Here is a 20476-nt window from a genome sequence, read left to right as displayed (position 1 = left end):
TCCTATTGCGACTCAATTGACGTGAAATAAGATTGCACGACATTTTGTAAATCCTTCGGTAATTGTAAACGCTCTGAGCTTTCTAAATAACTATCTTTATAGGAGCCTATAACTTCCTCATAGGGGCGGATAGAACCTTTAGTAATGGGACCATTTCCTTGTTGTTCCGAAATATTTGAGCCATCTCCTAATGCTCCGCCATCAACGGAAGTCTGACTAGAACCACCAATTCTATTTGGTGTCGTTAATAAATCGCGGCCGCCTTGACCTTTGCCTGTACCTTTGCCATTTCCTTGTCCTTGTCCTTGTCCTTGTCCTTGTCCTTGTCCTTGCCCCTGACCTTGTCCTTGTCCTTGTTGATTGCTTTGATTCGATCCTTGTCCCTGCCCTTTACCACTAGCCTGTTGGGAACCATTTTGGGAATTATTTTGTCCTTGCTGTCCTGTTTGAGCTTGCTGATTGCTTTGCGATGAATTCCCCGATGAATTTTGATTTGAATTTGTATTCGTATTGTTTTGCTGATTGTTTTTTGCACCATTGGCACTGGCAATAGCATTTTGTAGTGTATTACTTGCGGGCTTTCCAAGCTTGCTCATAGCTGTTTGAGTAGCATTTGCATTTTGTGTTAGCTCCTGTTGCATTTGGGCAAGCTCCTTTAATTGCTCCGCTTCTTCCTTCGATAAGCCTGTCTCTTCACTAGCACCATCCTTACTAGCAGTTTGCTTATCTTTTAATTGCTGTTCCTTTAAGGCAAGCTCCTTTTGCTTTTTCACAACTTCGCGTAATGCCTCTTCAGCTGTTTCTGCCTCTTTTAACGTATTTTGCAATTCCTTTAAATGCTCTTTCACTTCTTTTGTTTCTGCTTTTTTCTCTAATTTAGCAACTTCCTTCTTTATGTCTTCAATAACAGCTTTTTCTTTTTCCACCTCAATAGCTTCAATTTGTGTAGCTGCTGGAAACATATAAAGTATTGCTGATACAACAGCTGTTACAAATAGACCGACCAACGCCTTTGGCTGCAACAAATTTTTCTTTCGAGCCTTAAAATTAGTAAACGCATATTCGACGCTTTGTATCGCTTTATTTAACAAAGATTGAACAAGTGGGTCCTTATCGTCCTCAAACGATAAGGCTGTCACTAGTTCATTGTGAGAAAAATAATCATCCAGTGTATGCAACGCTTCCTTTTCTTTTACACGCTTCCACCACATAAAAAGTACCGTTGCTAGTATGACAGCGATAAAGGCAACAAGAGCTGTTTGGCGATAATACGGCCATACAAACAATCTAGAGACGAGGACAAGTGAAGCACTCGAAAGCAATGCCAAAAACAAGCCGTACTGTGCAATTGGAATGCTTCTTTCTATCGTTAAACTCGTCTTTGCACGTTGAATATATTTTCGTAATTGCTTACGACGCCCCATAAAATTTCCTCCTCATCGGTTACTTTTCATATTGGCACGTAATTTTTTAATGGCAATTGTTAAACAAAGAACAATAATTAATGAATAAGCTATTAAATACGTAATCCATACAGGTAATTCTACTCCCGAAAATCTCACTAATTCGTCTCCTAATTCTGGCGAAATCAGCGTAAGCATTAATGCACCTGGGTTAATAGAAGCCCAGAAATATGACATAAAGGAAGTGCCACTAATGTTATTGCCCATCTGGTGGAAGGCCATCGTTAAAAAGAAGAAAAATGCCGTAATACCACCTAAAAAGATGATCGATCCGTACGTAGAAATCATTGCGACAATTGTGCGCTTTGTAATAGTTGAAAACATCACACCAATACTACCAATTGCTACAACTGTTAATAAGTAAAATAAAAATATTGAAATTAATTGGGACGGCGATACACCACCAAATAAAAATACTAAGCTATATAATGGCAGCCCAGCGATTAGCATTAATACTAAAAATGCTACCGAAGATAATAATTTTCCAATTATAATCTGTGTAGAGCTTTGTGTTGTTGTTAGTAAAATATTTAATGTTTGCTTTTCCCTTTCGCTACTTATTGCACCAGCCGTTAAGCTTGGTGTAATAAAAAGGACAAGAGCCATTTGTAATATTGTTAATACCGCAAACATCATGAAGCTTGTATCTGGTCTAAAGAATCCCTTGCCTGTGAATTCAGTTGTTAATAGTAAAAACCCTGCGATGAATAGACAAATAACCGCTAAATAAAACATTAAACCTGAAAAGCTTTTAAAAGAACGGAAGCGTAACTTCAATTCTTTTACGAGTACCGGATTGTAAAATTGTTCCATCATTGATTGTCCGCTCCCTTCGTAATGGCCATAAAGACATCCTCTAAATCTTTTTCCTCTTCACTTAATGCATAAATAGATAAATTTGCAAGTATCGCTTTCTTCAATAGCGCCACCTGATCAGCATTTGTTCCACGATAATTAAAGGCTATTTCTAAGCGATTATCCATCAAATCTATAGAAGATATTAGTGGATCTTCCTCTAAGAATGCACGCACCTCGTTTAACTGATCTGTTACCTTTATCACAATACGTTTTTCCCCCTGTAGCTGTGCTTGAATGGAAGCTACGTTGCCATGAGCGATTAATTTACCATTATCAATCACACCGATTTCATCACACATTTCTGCAAGCTCAGGCAAAATGTGCGAGGAGATTAAAATCGTTTTACCCATGGATTTTAAATTTCGTAAAATATCACGCATTTCTACACGTGCACGTGGGTCTAAACCTGATGCAGGCTCATCTAAAATCAATACTTTTGGATCATGGATAAGGGCACGAGCTAAACAGAGGCGCTGCTTCATTCCACGTGACAGTAAATCTACATAGTCATAACGTTTATGCGTTAAATTCACAAGCTCTAGTAATTGAGGAATCAATACTTTACGATCAGCCGCACCAATGCCATAACTTGCACCATAAAAATCTAAATATTCATCTACTTTTAACTGATCATATACACCAAAGAAATCGGGCATATAACCAATTTGCTTACGTACTTCTTTTGGTTCTTTAATAACGCTTTTTCCATTAATAAGCGCATCACCAGAGGTTGGAGACAGTAGAGTTGCTAATATTGAAAATGTAGTCGATTTACCAGCCCCATTAGCACCTACAAAACCAAATACAACCCCTTCCTTCAATGATAGATTTAATTGATCTAGTGCTGTAAAGGAGCCATATCTTTTTGTTAAATCACGAATTTCAATCATTATTTCGCCACTCCCTTCAGCTCTACATCTGGTAATTTTGTTGGCTCACCTGTTTGATCTGGTCCGAATTTAATTTCAATAAGTAACTCATCATTTTCATTGAAATATTTTGTAATGTTATCTGTAAACACTTGTTTTGTATCTACCAATGGCTCATATTTTTTCGTTTCGTTATTCCAAATCGATAGCTCCATACGGTTAACATCCTTATTTGAAATTGTCAGTTCGTTTAATGTTTGAACTGACTGCTTAAAATTATCTGGCAATGCAATTGATACTTCATATAAACCGTCAGACAAGGACCAATTGTTTAACTGCTCATCAATTATTTCGAAATGCGAATTAGGAGATAGTGGGTTTAGTGAATACGTAAAATTGTTACGTTTCATCGTAAACGGACCTGTTAGTTCTACTTTGCCGTCAAATGGCTGAACAAAATATGAAATAGGTGACATATTGGCACTTGTATCTAGCTCAACCTTAGCAATTGCTTGGTCTGCCCAAGCAGTAATAACAGGTTTCTTTTCATTTTCTACAAGCGGTAGTGCCAAAGTTTTCATACGCTCGATACGTTGAGGGTCCACTTCTTCCTTCTTCGATGGATAATTATAATTGTAATTAGTAAACGTTGATGGCTTTTGAAGAACTGTTGCTATTAGCTCCTTGTCGACTTTAAGTATTCCATTCGCTTCAATGTCGCCAAGTTGAACTTCTTTAATGCCAGAGATTAACGTGACATCCTTTAGGGCAAACGGGAAATTGTTCTTAATTGTCCCAGTTAGCCTTTCATTTTTTAACGTAATATCGATATCCATCTTGCCAATATTTTGTGGCGCTGTCTTCCCAGCAAAGGATTGCACAGACCAATAGCTTAAATCACGTAGCGTTAACGTCGATCCATTTGCATTTTCTTTAATATAGGATGACTCATGTAAATCTCCTATTGTCCCTGAGAAGTTATTGTTACTTCGCAAAGCAATTGCACTAGTATCCTTATCTGTATTCACAACAAAATCACCGCTACGGTTTGTTAAAATAGACTCAACATAATAACCATTTAAGCTACTATCGTCATTTATTTTATAAAAGGCCGATTGCTGTATTTGCGGTTGTACAATTCTATCTTTAGCACCAAAAATAAATAGAACAATAGATAGCACAACTGATATTGCAGGAATAATCCACCACGCATGTTCACGCTTGTCTATTTTCTTTAAGATAAAATACAAAATAGGCCCGATGATTAAAATATATAAAATGATAACAATGAGCATATAACTAACAGATACTTCAAATGAAGGGAATAATTCATTTACATTACGAAGTTCATACGAAATTTGATCCATCATTGGCTGGCCATTTGCCATCATCCCCTGTTGCGAAAAGCTTTGAATATTCAGTATTTTTGAGATTAATGCTGCGTAGCCCTCCATAGATGCAAGTGGTTGATCCCCTAAAGAAAAGGCTGTTTGAATAATTTCCCCGCGGCCCACTTTTTTCTTAGACGCTAGTATTGTATTGTCATCTCTTAATACAGAAATACTTCCTTGGTTTTCAGTTGCTGTATAAACTGAAATTGGTTGTGTAAAAATTCCACCGCCTGCTAATTTCGATAGACTATCTGCAGAAACGGATGTCATTTGCTGAGATAATGCAAGTGGTAAATAATCTTTGAAAATACCTGCTGTTGTATTTACTTGATCAGCAGCTCCCAACAATAATGTTCCGCCATCCTGCACCCATTTTAGTAAAGACTCTTGTTGCTTTTGCGATAAATCAGCAATAGCAATTTCATCAATGGCTATAACATCCGCCATTGCGTATCCTTGAGCATCCTCTGGTAATGTATAATCCTTGATTTGATTTAAATTGAAAACTTCAACATTACTTTGAGGAGCAGATTGAGATAAACGCAAAAATGCTGATAAACGATCACTTTTATCCGTTAATGTATAGATAAAAACGGATGAAGGATCTAAAAAATTACCTTGCAGCTGCTTTGTTCCTTTATAAGCAACCTTTTTCCCTTGTTCGATGCTTCCTTCATAAAATGCAAACACATCTGCATTCGAATAATTATAGTCAGCTAAACCATCGAGATAAAAATCAAATGTCTTTTCTTCTCCTGCCGCTATATCGATTGGAAGCACTCGTGCTGATGCAGCCTCATAGGAACCTGAAGCATTAATGACCATATCTCCAGAAAAATCTGCACCATTATTTTTTACTGTTACTTGCAGTGGCACAACGGATTGGTATTTAGCTTTACCATTAATCCCTACCTTAGCTTGTACCTCTATAGTAGCCGCTGCACTTGCTTGCTCTACTGGTAGAATAAAGCTAATAACAAGTATGCATAATAGTATGAGTGCCGTTATATTCGTTTTTTTCAAAAGCTCAACCCCTTTTTTTGTAAATTAATCGTATAATTAATTATACGATTAATATTGCATTTTGTTCCATTTCTTATGACATCTTCATGAATATTCATAAACTCTTAAGAATTAGCAGATTACTAAAGTGTGGGGTTGATCTCCGTTCCGATTGGCCGCTTTTCTAGGGGAGCCCCAATCCGGCGGTATAAAAAAGCAGTCCCTAGTGAATCACTTGGGACTGCTTTCATGTTATTCTTATTTCGTATAATCAAACAAACATCGCGCATGGTCTTGCACAACTTCTACAAAAGCCTCTACTTGTCGTAATTCAAATGAGGATTCATAGCCTATTAACCAAGTATCACGAGTCAAACCAAATTCTTTTTCATTATTAGTAAGCGCTATTTTATTAATACCATCATGGTCATTTAAAGTGATTGAAGGTAAAATAGCATAACCGATACCGTCCAATGCCATTTGCTTACAAATTTCAATCTGATCTACTAAAATTTGTTTACTCGGATTTGAAGCGAAATGCTGCTGCCACCATTGTTGAATTTCCTGATAATAGTTAGAATCACTTTTAAATTGAATAAAAGGTCGTTCTGTCGTGAGTACATCTTCAATCGTTTTTAGCTCTTTATCTACTAAATAAAGGGTGTCACGAAACAGGTGAATCTTTTCCCCTTTCCAATCAACTTGCCCACGTACAATTCCTACATGAGCCTCTCCCTCATACAGTGCTTTTACAATTTCAGAGCTCCAGCCGGTCATTAGAGAAATTTTTGCCTCAGGATATTTTGATACAAAATCCTTTAAAATTTTCGGAAGCCAATTTTGACCAACAATGGAAGCACAAGCAATTTTCAATGTCCCATTAACTTTCGTCGTTAATGATTGGATCGTTTCAAAAATCTCTTCTTTTTTGCTCAGCATTTCAGTTGCATAGGCAATAACTTGCTCTCCAGCAGGTGTCGCTGTCAGTCCTTTTTGAGAACGAATAAATAACTGTGCACCCCAGTCTTTTTCAATCGTTTGCAACCGTTGAGAAAGCGCGGGTTGAGATAAAAATAGACGTTCTGCTGCTTTTCTCATATTGCGTTCCTCAGCAAGTACTTTTAAAATTTCTGCCTCTGTTGCCATCAATCAGTAAACCTCCGTTACAAGCAAAGAGGACCTCATGATTTTCATCTGAGTCCCCTCTTAAACTACTACTCTTTTTGATAAATATATTTTTTCAATTGCTTTAAAATAACACGTCTCGTTAAAATCCCAGCAAATGTTCCTTCTTCATCCACAACGCATAAAAAGGCGTGGTTAATCACTAAATCGAGAGCCCGCTGAAAAGTATCCGTCGACTTTAATACAGCGATGTCTTTCTCCATTATTGTATCTACTTTAATATCGGGTAGTTTTTCATATTCAATATGTTCGAGTCCAAGAATGGATTCGGTAATCATTTTCATGCTTAGTAAACCTTGAAGTCGATATTTCAAATCTAAAACAGGGATCGATGAATACCCTGTACGAGTAAGTACAAGGAGTGCATGTTCAGCACTATTTCCACTTTGTACATGTGCAACTTTTTCAGATGAAATAATAAAATCACTAATTGGCATTGCTAATAAATCTTTGCTGTTAGTTGAAATCATGAACTTCTTCTCCTTTTCTGTCCTCGCTATGCAGAACAGGATCCTTCCCTTTTATCATATCATAACTATTCCTTTTATGACCACGACAAGGTCGAGAAGAGTTTTTTAAACGTAACGAATTATTTTAGGATTTTGAAGAAAACTAAGTATCGGAAACAGCATAAATAGGGGACATGTTGAGGTTTATCGAAGTGTCTTCATTCAGCATATTAATGCAAATATGAACTGAATGAAGACAATATTTATTTAATAACCAGTTTTACTCCAGTAATAAAAAATCATTATACCTAAAAACAGCAAAAAAATTCCATATACCCAAAAAATCGGGTTTAGCATAGTTGCATATTCTTCAACGGTTTCTGAAATTGGCGTATCTTTTTCTGACTCCCGTTTAGACGTCATTTTGGCAATTTTCAGCGTTGACACAAGCGAAATGGCCGCAATAATTGTAATGGCAATAAGAGCCGGTATTAACCACATACCCATAGGCAAAACTCCTTTCTTTACCCTTAGTATGCGCCAACCCAGCCCCCTGCTATGCAAAGATTTTTGTTATCAATTATGCCTCGGCATAATTGCGTCCGGAATCGACTTTGTGCTTAGGCCTGCAGAAAGCGGCAGCGGCAGATGTTTTTTGCGCGAAAGCGAAGCGGCAGCAGCAGATGTTTTTTGCGCGAAAGCGAAGCGGCAGCAGCAGATGTTTTTTGCGCGAAAGCGAAGCGGCAGCGGCAACAACAACACGATGTTGCTCACTCAGGCGTTTTCACAGGATGTGAAGTTCTTCGCCTGAGTTCCTCTATTTCAGCGGATGTTTGTACACCCGCTGAAAGAAGTTAGAATGGATACTGATTTAACCATTGCCCGCCATCAAGTGTCACACATTCACCGTTCATGTACTTTGCCTTATCAGACATCATAAATGTTGCTAAATCAGCTATTTCTTCAGGAGTACCTGTACGGCCTAACGGGACAGAGTCTAACGTTCGAGCAGCAGCAGCCTCTGATTCCCAGAGCTTCTCTGCACCACCTGTACGTTCAATAGGACCAGGAGCAATTGCATTTACTCGAATGCCATATTGTTTTCCCCATTCAACAGCTAACGTTCTAGTCATTGACAATACACCTGCTTTCGCTGCTGCAGAATGAATCACACCAGCACCTGCATTCCATGCATAAGTCGCAACCATATTAAGAATAGATCCTTTAATATTTTGTTGAATCCAATACTTACCGACTGCTGAAGAACAGTAGAATGTCCCATTTAAAACAATATCAACAACAGCCTTCCAACCATTTGGTGATAAATCCTCCGCACGCACAATAAAATTACCAGCAGCATTATTCACTAGCCCATCAACCTGTCCAAACTTTTCAACAGCAAATGCTAGCATCGCTTCTGCATGCTCGGGCACTCGAACATCCATTTGGAATGTTTCAATCGTTTGTCCAGCCTCTAAAATAAAGGCTTTCGCTTCTGCCAATCGCTCTTCGTTACGACCTGTAATAACTACATTTGCCCCTTCAGCAACAAATTGCTTTGCCATATAAAGCCCCATCCCATTCGATCCACCAGTAATAATAATTGTTTTCCCCTGCAACATACGATTTCCCCCTTTGTAAAAATGAATGATGATTCATATAAAATATTACTATATTTTCTCGTATATGTCATATTGATTCTATAAAAATCATCGAATTTATTTTCCAAGATAACTAAAAAAGGTGAAGTTTTTCGCGAGGGTATTCGCCTGCTCCGCTCGAGTGTTTGCTCTCCCGCGGGTATTCACCTCTCTTCCGCGGGTATTCTCCCTGCTTGCGCGGGTATTTACCTCTCTTCCGCGGATATTCTCCCTGCTCGCCCCGATGCCCCCAGGAAAGCGTCCAGTCGAAACGGAAATCAACCACACGTTTTGGAAGTGAGCCGAATAAATTGAATTAATCAATAAAAATAGAGTTACAAAACAATTATGCTTTGTAACTCCATTTTAGACAGTTTCTTCTCGAATTCCTAAAACTCATAATGATAAGCAATTTTGTAAAGCTCCATTAGTTCTTCCTGTGTTGGGACCTTAGGGTTATTTCCTGGGCTACCGCTGGCAATTGCATCCGTTGCCATTTTAGGTATGGCTGCATAATAGGCTTCCTCATCAATTCCCCATTGTTTTAAATTACCAATATCCATTCTTTTGCACATTTCCTTAATCGAAACAATCGCTAAATCAGCAAGCTCTTCTTGAGATAACAGCTCTCGATCCTTATTAAAAAATTCTCCTATATCTGCTAGCCGGTCGATACAAGCATCCTTTGAAAATTCTAATACCGCTGGCAAGAGCATGGCATTAGAAATACCATGCGGCACATGGAATAGCGCGCCTATTGGACGAGACATGCCATGCACTAAAGCAACAGAAGCGTTTGAAAATGCAAGACCTGCTTGCATTGAGCCTAGCGACATCGCTTCTCGAGCATCAATATCATTACCTTGTTCATAAACTTTTAAAATATTATGAACGATTAAATCCATTGCTGATAAGGCAAGTACATTCGAGTATGGATGTGCTAAGCGCGATAAATAGCTTTCAATAGCATGACTCAATGCATCAATACCAGTTGCCGCAGTAATGGCGGGAGGAGATGTAACCGTTAAAATTGGGTCGACAATCGCGATAGTTGGCATAAATGCAGGCTGCTTAATCATCATTTTCACTTCATTTGTCGTGTTTGTAATAACTGTTGCATCCGTTGCTTCTGAGCCAGTGCCTGCTGTCGTAGGTATCGCAATATGCGGAATTGGTGTGTGCTCAGCAATTTTTGCCATTTTCATATAATCACCAATGTAGCCACCATTTGTTGCAACTACTGCGATTGCTTTTCCTGTATCGATACAGCTTCCACCACCAACGGAAATGATGATATCACAGCCCTCAGATTGTAAAACATGAAGCCCCTCTGCTACATACGTATCCACTGGTTCTGTCGTTACCCCTAAAAATGAAACCGCTTCCAATCCATAGGTTTTTAATAAAGTGCTACATTGATGAACAAAGCCTAAGCTGTCCATTATCGGATCACTAATGATAAGAGCCTTAGTCCCTAACTTCTTTGCATATACACCTACTTCTTCAAAAGAATCTCGCCCATAAACGATAGTTCCTGGTGAATGAACTGTGAAGATTGTTTTAGTTTGAATCATATTTCAACCCCCTAAGCTATTGTGCTGTATAACCGCCATCCAAAATAACTGCTTGACCTGTTAAACCCTTTGCCATATCACTTGCTAAATACAGCGCAAGTCCTGTAATTTCTGATACATCTAGTAAGCGCTTTTGAGGAACGAGTGGATAAAGCACTTGCTCCAGTACTTCCTCTACTTGAATCCCTCTTGTCTTTGCTAAATCCGTAAACTGATTACGCACTAATTCTGTATCGACATATCCCGGGCAAATTGCATTCACCGTGATCCCCTCATTCGCGACCTCCAATGCCGCCACTTTTGTTAAACCAATAACACCATGCTTGGCTGCATTATATCCGGCCTTCCCTGCAAACCCAATAACTCCGTTAATTGATGCCATATTAATAATGCGTCCAAACTTATTTTTCTTCATATGTGGTAACGCATATTTCATTGCGATAAAAGGTGCAACTAACATAACCTTTTGCATCGATTCGAAAATTTCTGTCGCAAAATCCTCGATTAGAGAAACATGCTGAAATCCTGCGTTATTGATTAAAATATCTATTGTCTTAAACTTTTCAATAGTAAAGTCAATTGCATCACATATTGCCTGTTCATCCGTAACATCACATGTGAATGCAGTTAATTGAGGATTGTTTTGAATTGCCTCCGCTAAAAGCTGTTCATTTATATCTGTTATAACTACATTCGCACCTTGCTCAGCAAATGCTTGTGCCATAGAGAGCCCGATACCTCGAGCTGCCCCCGTAATGAAAACTGTTTTTCCTTTCACGCAATATCCCTCCTACATTCCTAGTGAAAATAATATGATTGCAATTATCGTACCGATGATCGGTATAATGACGGTTAAGGCACCAAATGGCATATAAGCATCTTTATGTTTTTCATTACATACAGAATTAATGGTTGTTACGACATAACCTCCATGTGGCAACGAATCGAGAGACCCTGATGCAATAGCAATTGTCCGGTGTAATGCCTCGGTATCCACTCCCATGTCAATATAGTGTGGAGCAAGGAGAGGCATTGCAATTGTTTGACCACCAGAAGCCGAGCCTGTTAAGCCTGCTATGACAGCGATAGCTAATGCACCGCCAATTAACGGACTTCCAGGAATATTAGTCATAACGTCAACAGTTGCCACAAATGACGGAGTAGCTTTTACCACACCCCCGAAGCCAACTACTGCTGCCGTATTCGCAATTGCTACAATGGCTCCCATAGCACCAGCTGCTAGCGTCGCACCGACAGATTTTGAATATTTATAGCTCACCAAATATGCCGTAATACATCCACTCGTTAATGCCACGATTAAAGCTGAAGTTCCAAGAGAATCGTGGAACGCGAAGGAAATGCCTAAAACGACTAATAGTGGTACAACACTTAAAATTGGACTTGGCAGCTTACGAGATTCATCAACAACCGGATCAGTAGAACGTTCAATAAAAACCTCCCCATTTTTCACTGCACGTTTAATCATCCAATTTAGCCACAGTGATCCACCGATAGCCATAAAAATTGCAACAACTATACTCACTTCCCATCCAGCATATGGCGATGTATTAAGAAACGAAATAGGAATCCAGTTTTGTATTTCAGGTGAACCTGCCGAGGTCATCGTAAAGGTTACAGAGCCTAAACCAAGTGCTGCAGGAATAAAGCGACGAGGAAAATTCGCTTGCTTGAATAAACTAATAGCCATTGGGTAAACCGAGAAAGCTACGATAAACACCGAAACCCCGCCATACGTTAGGACCGCTGCAGCAGCTACTATCGCATAAGCTGCATATTTGACTCCTATTTTTTCTACAATCCATTTAGAAACGCTATCAGCCGCGCCAGTATCCTCCATTACCTTTCCAAAAATTGCACCTGCCATGAACATTAAATACCATGAACCAACGAATCCAGTGAACCCATCCATATAACTTGTTAAGAAGTTCGCTTGGTTCTCATCAGCAGTCTGTGGGAAAAATGCTAGACCATTTGTTATGGCTGCGATCAAGGTAGTCAAAGGCGCAGAAATAAGTAAATTAACACCCCTCATCGTCAAATAAACAAGTAAAGCTAAACTACCAAAAAGTCCAATGTATTCTACCATTCACTTGCCCCCTTTTTTTTTAGAAAAAAGAGCTGTAAGAAAAACAGCTCTTCGTTTGTATTAGTCGTTATTACTAGGGAAAGCAAATGTAGATGCTGTCGATGTATTCCCTTCCATCCAACGCTCTGATATTGTTTTTGTTTTTGTGAAGAAGCGTGCCTGATCCGGTCCAAACATATGCCCTTCACCAAAACGAGAGCCTTTAAATCCAGCGAAATTATGGTATCCAACCGGAATTGGAATCGGCACATTGACACCTACCATACCAACATCTATTTCTGTTGTGAATTTACGTGCTGCTAGGCCATCATTCGTAAAAATTGTGACACCATTCCCAAGTTCATGCTTATTAATAAGCTGGATTGCTTCATCCAATGAATCAACACGCACAACATTACGAGCTGGACCGAATATTTCTTGCTCATAAATTTCCATGCCTGGTTTTACGTTATCTAGCAATGTTGGCCCTACAAAAAATCCTTTTGATTCTTTCACAATATCAAGTTCACGACCATCACAAATAACAGTTGCCCCTTCAGACTCACCTCGCTCGATAGCAGCAATAATCGCTTCCTTCGATTGCTGTGAAATGACAGGACCAAAATCAGTCTCTGGATTTGTATATGAACCTACCTTTAAGTTAGCGATTTTCTCCTTTAAAATTCCAACTAGACGATCTGCTGTCTCCTTACCAACAGGCATAATCGTAGAAATGGCCATACAACGTTGAGAGGCTGCACCATACGCTGCACCAATAAAGGCATTGGCTACCTGCTCTAAATCTGCGTCAGGCATGACAACCATATTATTTTTCCCTCCACCAAGTGCAGTAACACGTTTGCCGTATTTTGAACCTGTTTCATAAATGTATTTAGCTACTGGTGTCGACCCTACAAATGAAATCGCTTCTACTATTGAGTTTTCTAAAAGTTCATTGACAGCATCCTTATCACCATTTACCACAGTCCAAATACCATCCGGCAATCCAGCCTTTTTCCAAAGCTCACTAACATATAAGGCTGTCATAGGAACACGTTCAGATGCCTTTAAAATAACTGCATTGCCGACAGCAATTGCCATACTCGTTTGCGCTAACGGCACCATAATTGGGAAGTTAAATGGCGAAATAGCCGCTACTACACCTAATGGATATTTTGCAGAATACGCATTAATTTGACCGCCAACATTAACTGAATATTCCCCTTTCATTAAGTGAGGGGCACCGATTGCTAGATCAACAGATTCTAATCCACGTGTAATTTCACCTTTTGCATCCTCAATTGTTTTACCGCTTTCTGTACAAATAATTTGTAAAAGTTCCTCCATATTTTCAGTAATAAGATTACGGAACTTTAATACAACCTCTGAACGTTTAGCCACTGATGTATCGCGCCATTTTGGAAATGCTGCCTGTGCCTTATTAATAGCTTCTCGAGTTTCTTCTACAGATGCAAGTGGCACTTTGGCAATAACCTCGCCCGTCGTTGGGTTGAATACTGAACCAAAACGATTGCTTTTCCCTTCAACTAATTCCCCACCAATAAAATGCGTTAAAGTTTTTACCTCTTGTGCTGTTGTCATATTTCTTGTCCTCCTTTAGAATTGTTCTATTTTGCATTTTTCTTTTAAACTTAAATAAGCGGCAGACATATCATTTTCTCCATAACCCTGTTGAGAAATATCACTATAAAGATCCACTAATTTTTCCCCGATTCGAAGTGGTACCCCTGCTTCCTCAGCCATATTTTTTGCTAGCTTCAAATCTTTTAATAAGAGATTTGTTGAAAAACCTGGCTGATAGTTTTCATTTTTCATATATTCTACGTAATTACGTTCATAAATACGACTTTGACCATAGCTATTTTTTAAAACTTCATATAGCATATCTGCATGGATGCCCATCTTTTCCCCAAGCACGATTGTTTCAGCGACTGCCTCTGTATAAAAACCAATCATTAAATTATTGAGTAATTTAATACGTGTACCTACACTTGGTGACGTACCAAGGTGATAAATATTTTTCCCGACTATTCCGAATATTTCAGACCCACTTTGATAATCTGCTTCTTCACCACCGACCATTATCGTAAGAGTCGCGTGAATTGCTCCAATGACGCCCCCACTAACAGGTGCTCCTAAATAACGTAATCCCAATGATTGCGCTTCTTTATGTAAGGAGTCATTTAATTCAGGATTTACAGTACTAAAGTCTATTAATAAACTTCCTTTCTTAGCATGGTGAATTATCCCCTGTTCAGATTGATATACTTGTTCCACTATTTGTGGTGTCGGTAAACTCGTCATAATGATATCACCTTGTTCAGCAACTTCCTTTGCTGTTGCAAGTCCGACTCCACCTTCGGCTATAAATTGTTCCATTGCCTGTGAATTAGTGTCAAAGCCATAAACCTTATAGCCTGCTTTTAATAAATTGATCGACATCGGTAACCCCATATTGCCTAAGCCAATAAAACCCAGCTTCTCCATCATTTTGACCTCCCCTGTTTCATGAAAATTCGATGAACACTAGCCAACTCTAGTCTTTTGTCGTAACATTAATAACAAGATTCATTAATTGACCGCAGTCATTGACCTCGGTCAATTAAATCATAATAAAATTAAATCCATCTCGTCAATTAAAATATTTTATATTTTCAGAATAATTTTTGCGGAAGATATCTTAAAATACTTAAATTTGGCTCATCATCAAAAGTTGTGGATGACATTTGTTAAGACGTACCTATTAAAAGTTGATTGGAGTGGAGACTGGGCGACTCCTTGGGGATCAGCGATAGAGGAACGAAGACTAAGAGCATCACATCCTGTGATAACGCCTTCGTGACCAACATCGGTGCTGCTGCCGCTACGCTTTCGCGCAAAAAACATCTGTTGGCCCGAGACCCTGGAGCGAAGCGAAGCGGCTCATCGGACACCCCCAGGAAAGCGCACAGTCGGAACGGAAATCAACCATACGTTATGGAGATGAGCCTTAAATACGGAGGAATAATCGAAATATGAATTCATTAACTAGTCGACAAAAAAAAGCTTTAGAAACACGAGAAAAATTACTAAAAACATCATTAGAGCTATTTAATAAGCATGGATTTGAATATGTGTCTATTGAACAAATTACTAAAGCATGTAATGTATCGAAGGGAACGTTTTACACTCATTTCCCATCTAAATACGATGTTATTTTAGAGAAATTTAAAGAGCTTGATAATTTTTATAGCACGGTGGAAAAAAATATTGATCGTACCTTACCAGCAAGTGAAAAAATTCTATTACTTTATCAAGAACAAATGAAGTACTTAACCAATGTCGTAGGAAAAGATTTATTGAGAACAATGTATACTGCTGCGATGACAAATCAAGTGGAACAAGATCATTATTTAATTAGTCCACAGCGGAAAATTTTCCAAATCATGAATAGTTATATCGAGGAAGGTATTGAACTAGGGGAATTCCGTCAAGATTTGAAGGTTACTCAAATGCAAACAATTATTCGACGTTGTATGCGTGCAAATGTTTATGATTGGTTAATTCATAATGAAGACTTCGATTTAGCTACTGAAATGGCGCAATTCACAACTATTGTATTAGATGGATTGAAAGTAAAATAAAGAGCTCATGGTAAAAGGGTTTGCATAAGTGGCAACTGCATGCGCTCTGGTAAAGCCATTATTCGATTGGGTAGCCGGGAAATATGATCCGGTTATGCCATTTTTTTGATCAGATTACCCGGAGAAGTGATCAGGTTTTGTCCTTTTTTAATCGGGTTGCCAGAAGATGTGATCTGGTTTAGTCCCTTTTTAATCGGGTTGCTAGAAGTAGTGATCCGGATTAGTCCTTTTTTGATCAGGTTGCCAAAAGATGTGATCTGATTTAGTCCCTTTTTCGATCGGATAGGGCACTTTAGGCTCTCTTCTGCTCGAGTCCTTCTACTATTTTGGTTGAGTTTCTTTCCCACTTAAATTGCATCTTCGTTCGCTCAAGTCGCACTTTTTTTCGCCCGTTTTCTTTCTTCTAACTTTTCACTTTGCAAGGTTACCTTTCTACTCGATTTGTAGCTTCGTTTCGCTTAGGTATCCCCCCTTCCCCAAGCGCTACAAAAAAGTAGCACTTCATCCGTTACATTAAACAGACTATAATTAATAGAGAATAAAATGTTCAATATATGAACAGTTATTCTCTATTTTTTATTATAACAAATTACTTAACTCTATATAAAATAGCTAGTATAAAAAGTATCATATATGGTTATGAACGTTCATTCGATTAATTAGAAACTACTATTCAATAGGCGGTGGGGAAAATTCGTATCCAAGAGGTTATTTTAGAAGATCATACAAAACGGTATATGTTACTTGATCGGAATGGCTTTCCTGTTCTACCTGTCATGAAATATTTAAAGTATTTAGATCAGACAGGCAAAAGTCCGAATACGCAAAAAACATATTGCTATTCCTTAAAACATTTTTATACCTATTTAGAAGAAAAGGAGAAAGATTACAAGTTCATTCGATTAGAGGATTTAGCTGATTTTGTGGGATGGTTAAGAAGCCCTTATCAAAGTTCAACTGTTACGCCCCTTCAACAAGAGAAAGCAAAACGAACGGAAAAAACAATTAACCTGACCATTACAGTGATAGCAAACTTCTATGACTACCTTTATCGCAATGAAGAAGTGCAAAATGACATAATGGAAAAACTGATGAAGCAAGTGTTTACAGGGGGACACTCACATTACAAAAGTTTTTTACATCATGTAAATAAGGACAAGCCTTCTATCAGAAACATTCTGAAACTAGAAGAACCACGAAAAAAAGTAGATACACTCACAAAAGAACAAGTGCAGCAAGTAGTAGAAGCAACCACCAATATCCGAGATAGATTCTTAATTCAACTGTTATTTGAAACAGGATTGCGGATTGGGGAAGCTCTCGCTCTTTTCATGGAGGATTTTGTTTTCGATCATGGCAAGGGGCATCGGATTCGTCTAGTAGATCGAGGGGAATTAGAAAATGGTGCGAGGTTAAAGACAGGAGAGCGAGAAATTTATGTATCACAATCCTTGATGGATTTATATGACGACTATTTGTATGAAGTGCTGGATGAATTAGAATTGGACACAAACTTTGTTTTTGTAAAACTCCGAGGAAAAGATGTGGGGAAACCGATGGAATATTGGAACGTAGAATCTCTATTTAAGCGTTTGAAAAAGAAAACAGGGATAAACCTACACCCACATCTATTTCGCCATACACACGCTACCATCTACTATCAGAAAACAAAAGATATTAAACAAGTGCAAGAACGATTAGGTCACGCTCAAATTCAAACAACAATGAACCTATACCTCCATCCTTCGGATGAAGATATTCGGGAAGATTGGCAAAAGGCTCAATCTGAATTTAACCTAAAGAAAAATAACGGAAAGGAGTGATGGGATGAAGCAAATCAAGAATGTTCGGGTAGAAGAAATAGGTTTTCACGAAGGATTACAAAGAGAACTTTCAACTTATCCTGAAAAAACAATTCAAGAAGATGGCTCTGTTTCAATTGAACGAATAAAAGATGCATATTTCTTAATCAATGACAAATGGAACATAAACGTTATAGGAGAGATTGAGCAGTTCGGAGAAATCGTAGTTAACTATAATTATTCAAATAAAAATATTCATTTCCGATTCATTAATCCTTCAATCAATTTAGAAGTGAAATATGTTTATTATCAGCAATTGTTTAATGATTTATGGTCAATCAAAAATATAATTATGGGTCAAAGTCCATTAAGAAGAGTGACGGAGTTCTTAAATGAAAAATACCCTGAATTATCCTCCCTATTGGATTTAGACATTGATAAAGTAGAACGGGAGTATTTGTTTTGGTTGAATGAAAAAGGAATTAAGACACATTATAATAAAAAATATGGATTTGATTACGAGAGTTATATTAAAACTCCAGTAGCAAGTTTTCTTAGAACTGTTTACACTCTCCTATTCCAATACACAGATCATCGAGAAGAATGGGAAAAAGATAGATGGGATGTTCGTGTATTACATGATAAATTCGGTATTGATTACAACAAAAGCCTCTCGGATTACTACATTGATTTTTCAAAAATCGACAAAAGTATCCGTGAGCAAGTGAAGAAGTATATCAAACAACGATTGATTAGTAAAAATAATTTTTCATGGAGTACGGCTAAAAAGTATCTAAAATATTTACTAAAGTTCTTTACGTTTATCTTTGCATTAGAACTAACATGGAAGGATATAAAGACTTTAAAACGAACACACATCGTAAAATACATTGAATATTTACATGAATACGCTAAAAACAATATAAAGCACCGTAACGTTCATCCCGAACATCATGTAAGTATGTCGCTATCTATTTTGCAAAAATTCCTTGAAGATATTCAACAATATGAGTATGAGATGGCTCCCGATACCCATGTACGACTATTGATTTTTCCCGAAGATAAACCAAAACTACGAAAAAAATCTATTGACCAAATTGATTATATTCCCGACTTTGTATTAGAGCAACTTTTTACTCACATCGATGATTTGCACAAAGATGTTCAACCAGTTGTTTGGGTAGCGTTTAAAACAGGTCTTAGAATATCTGATGTATTAGGTTTAACTAATGATTGTTTAGTCAAACTAAATGGACAATACTCGATTGAAATAGATATTGAAAAAACGTATGTAAAAGGGCATCGAATTCCAATAGACGATGAATTAGCAAATATTCTTGCCGTTTTAATTGAAAAATCAAATCAACTTAGCAATCAAGACAATAATCCCGAAGGATATATTTTTGTACGCTATCGAGGTCAACGAAAAGGTTTACCTTATGACCAAATTTTCATAAGAAAACAACTAAATATTTTAGCCAAGATAAAGAACATCACAGACGAAAATGGAAACTTGTTTCATTTCAAACCCCACCAATTCAGACATACATACGGAGTAAAAATGTTAAATGGTGGTGCGGACATTCTAACGGTACAAGAGTTATTAGCTCATGCATCCCCCGAAATGACATTACGTTATGCCAAGTTATTAGATAATACGAAAAGAAAAGCGTTTGAATCCGTTATGAAACAAGGCGTTTTTAGTTTCGACTTAAACGGTGACGTGCAAGAAATAAAAACAGGAGAAGATATACCAACCGATATACTGGATGCGTTATGGCAAGACCATAAGCTCAATGCGATGGACAACCCTTATGGAACGTGCCATGCTCGTCTGAATGGGAATTGTCCTCATATGGAAGCACCTCCATGTTTAACTTGTGGTGACAATCAAACACCTTGTAAGGACTTAGCTGTAGGTTTTTCCGAGTTAGATCAACAAAAGTATGAACTACATGTCAAAACAGCTACAAAAGCTATTGAAATAGCGAAACAGCGAGGTCGTGAAGATATTGCCGAGAAGAACGAAAAAAACTTACAACGTTGTCAAAACATTTTAAACACCCTCCAAGAAGGAAATATCATCTTTGGAAGGCAAGAACGAATGAAAAGAAAGTTAGGTGCTCAAAATGACTGAATATGACCGTTCTGAACATTTGAAAGCCATTCATGCCAATCGTAAAGCCAATACCTCTCAAAAGGTAGATGAAGCTATTAAAAGGCTCATAAGAGCCAATGAGAAAATAAACTTTAACAGTGTAGCAAGTGAAGCTGATGTTTCAAAAGCAACCTTATATAACAATAAGGACTTCCGTTCGAGAATTGAAACATTACGAAATCAGCAATCACAAGTACCTACACCAAAACAAGTGAAGCGAGAAATGAACGAAAACAATAAAGATGCCCTCATTGCATCTCTAAAAAGAAAAAATCAAAAGTTAGAAGAAGAAAACAAGCAATTAAGGGAACAACTGAAAGTTGCTTACGCAGAAGTTTATAAGAAGTTATGAAGG

19 protein-coding genes are annotated in these 20476 nt (G+C 37.9%); 6 read left to right on the top strand and 13 right to left on the bottom strand.

Going from position 1 to position 20476, the window contains the following annotated elements; genetic code table 11:
* Nucleotides 1–2: 2 nt before the first annotated feature.
* From ACVWXS_RS03585 to ACVWXS_RS03555, 7 genes are all read right to left on the bottom strand, one after another.
* The gene (locus ACVWXS_RS03585) at nt 3–1424 is read right to left on the bottom strand and encodes a hypothetical protein (protein WP_456956102.1); all 1422 of its coding nucleotides are present in this window, start codon (nt 1422–1424) and stop codon (nt 3–5) included.
* Between the two features lie 12 nt (nt 1425–1436).
* Complete coding sequence (locus ACVWXS_RS03580; RefSeq protein ID WP_456956101.1) at nt 1437–2279, bottom strand: ABC transporter permease; 843 nt, start codon at nt 2277–2279, stop codon at nt 1437–1439.
* Nucleotides 2276–3211, bottom strand: a complete 936-nt coding sequence (locus tag ACVWXS_RS03575; protein WP_456956099.1) for an ATP-binding cassette domain-containing protein — start codon at nt 3209–3211, stop codon at nt 2276–2278. The genes ACVWXS_RS03580 and ACVWXS_RS03575 overlap by 4 nt, the downstream gene beginning before the upstream one ends.
* A complete protein-coding gene (locus ACVWXS_RS03570; protein ID WP_456956097.1) occupies nt 3211–5604 on the bottom strand; it encodes a hypothetical protein in 2394 nt (797 codons plus the stop codon). The genes ACVWXS_RS03575 and ACVWXS_RS03570 overlap by 1 nt, the downstream gene beginning before the upstream one ends.
* A 237-nt stretch (nt 5605–5841) precedes the next feature.
* On the bottom strand, nt 5842–6729 hold the full coding sequence (locus ACVWXS_RS03565) for a LysR family transcriptional regulator (protein ID WP_402984179.1): 888 nt from the start codon (nt 6727–6729) through the stop codon (nt 5842–5844).
* 68 nt (nt 6730–6797) lie between these two features.
* Entirely contained in the window at nt 6798–7238 is a 441-nt protein-coding gene (gene cbpB / locus ACVWXS_RS03560) for a cyclic-di-AMP-binding protein CbpB (RefSeq protein WP_368636903.1), read from the bottom strand.
* Between the two features lie 246 nt (nt 7239–7484).
* A complete protein-coding gene (locus ACVWXS_RS03555; RefSeq protein WP_368636904.1) occupies nt 7485–7724 on the bottom strand; it encodes a short-chain dehydrogenase in 240 nt (79 codons plus the stop codon).
* Between the two features lie 141 nt (nt 7725–7865).
* On the opposite strand from ACVWXS_RS03555, the gene ACVWXS_RS03550 reads away from it, so the two are divergent.
* Nucleotides 7866–8075 carry a hypothetical protein gene (locus tag ACVWXS_RS03550; protein ID WP_456956094.1) on the top strand — a complete coding sequence of 70 codons (210 nt, stop codon included), beginning with the start codon at nt 7866–7868 and terminating at the stop codon, nt 8073–8075.
* On the opposite strand, the gene fadH is transcribed toward ACVWXS_RS03550, so the two are convergent.
* The 6 genes from fadH to ACVWXS_RS03520 form a co-directional block, all read right to left on the bottom strand.
* Nucleotides 8072–8839, bottom strand: a complete 768-nt coding sequence (gene fadH, locus ACVWXS_RS03545; RefSeq protein WP_427522608.1) for a 2,4-dienoyl-CoA reductase — start codon at nt 8837–8839, stop codon at nt 8072–8074. The genes ACVWXS_RS03550 and fadH overlap by 4 nt on opposite strands.
* A 407-nt stretch (nt 8840–9246) precedes the next feature.
* On the bottom strand, nt 9247–10431 hold the full coding sequence (locus ACVWXS_RS03540) for an iron-containing alcohol dehydrogenase (protein ID WP_456956090.1): 1185 nt from the start codon (nt 10429–10431) through the stop codon (nt 9247–9249).
* Between the two features lie 16 nt (nt 10432–10447).
* Nucleotides 10448–11209: a 3-hydroxybutyrate dehydrogenase gene (locus tag ACVWXS_RS03535; protein ID WP_374963656.1), complete on the bottom strand. Its 762-nt coding sequence runs from the start codon at nt 11207–11209 to the stop codon at nt 10448–10450.
* 12 nt (nt 11210–11221) lie between these two features.
* On the bottom strand, nt 11222–12538 hold the full coding sequence (locus tag ACVWXS_RS03530) for a GntP family permease (protein WP_456956088.1): 1317 nt from the start codon (nt 12536–12538) through the stop codon (nt 11222–11224).
* Between the two features lie 60 nt (nt 12539–12598).
* Nucleotides 12599–14119: a CoA-acylating methylmalonate-semialdehyde dehydrogenase gene (locus ACVWXS_RS03525; RefSeq protein ID WP_456956086.1), complete on the bottom strand. Its 1521-nt coding sequence runs from the start codon at nt 14117–14119 to the stop codon at nt 12599–12601.
* 15 nt (nt 14120–14134) lie between these two features.
* Nucleotides 14135–15025, bottom strand: coding sequence for an NAD(P)-dependent oxidoreductase (locus tag ACVWXS_RS03520; RefSeq protein ID WP_456956084.1), 891 nt, complete (start codon nt 15023–15025; stop codon nt 14135–14137).
* 267 nt (nt 15026–15292) lie between these two features.
* On the opposite strand from ACVWXS_RS03520, the gene ACVWXS_RS03515 reads away from it, so the two are divergent.
* From ACVWXS_RS03515 to ACVWXS_RS03495, 5 genes are all read left to right on the top strand, one after another.
* The gene (locus ACVWXS_RS03515) at nt 15293–15556 is read left to right on the top strand and encodes a hypothetical protein (protein ID WP_456956082.1); all 264 of its coding nucleotides are present in this window, start codon (nt 15293–15295) and stop codon (nt 15554–15556) included.
* The gene (locus ACVWXS_RS03510; protein WP_456956080.1) at nt 15553–16161 is read left to right on the top strand and encodes a TetR/AcrR family transcriptional regulator; all 609 of its coding nucleotides are present in this window, start codon (nt 15553–15555) and stop codon (nt 16159–16161) included. The genes ACVWXS_RS03515 and ACVWXS_RS03510 overlap by 4 nt, the downstream gene beginning before the upstream one ends.
* Before the next feature lie 692 nt (nt 16162–16853).
* Nucleotides 16854–17984 (top strand): tyrosine-type recombinase/integrase, encoded by a 1131-nt coding sequence (locus ACVWXS_RS03505; RefSeq protein ID WP_456956168.1) that lies wholly within the window; start codon nt 16854–16856, stop codon nt 17982–17984.
* Nucleotides 17985–17988: 4 nt separating this feature from the next.
* On the top strand, nt 17989–20100 hold the full coding sequence (locus ACVWXS_RS03500; protein WP_456956078.1) for a tyrosine-type recombinase/integrase: 2112 nt from the start codon (nt 17989–17991) through the stop codon (nt 20098–20100).
* Entirely contained in the window at nt 20093–20473 is a 381-nt protein-coding gene (locus tag ACVWXS_RS03495; protein WP_456956076.1) for a DUF6262 family protein, read from the top strand. Before ACVWXS_RS03500 ends, ACVWXS_RS03495 begins: the two co-directional genes overlap by 8 nt.
* The last annotated feature ends 3 nt before the right edge of the window (nt 20474–20476 follow it).

Source organism: Lysinibacillus sp. TE18511, from assembly GCF_054062295.1.
This window is presented reverse-complemented; position numbering and strand designations above follow the sequence as displayed.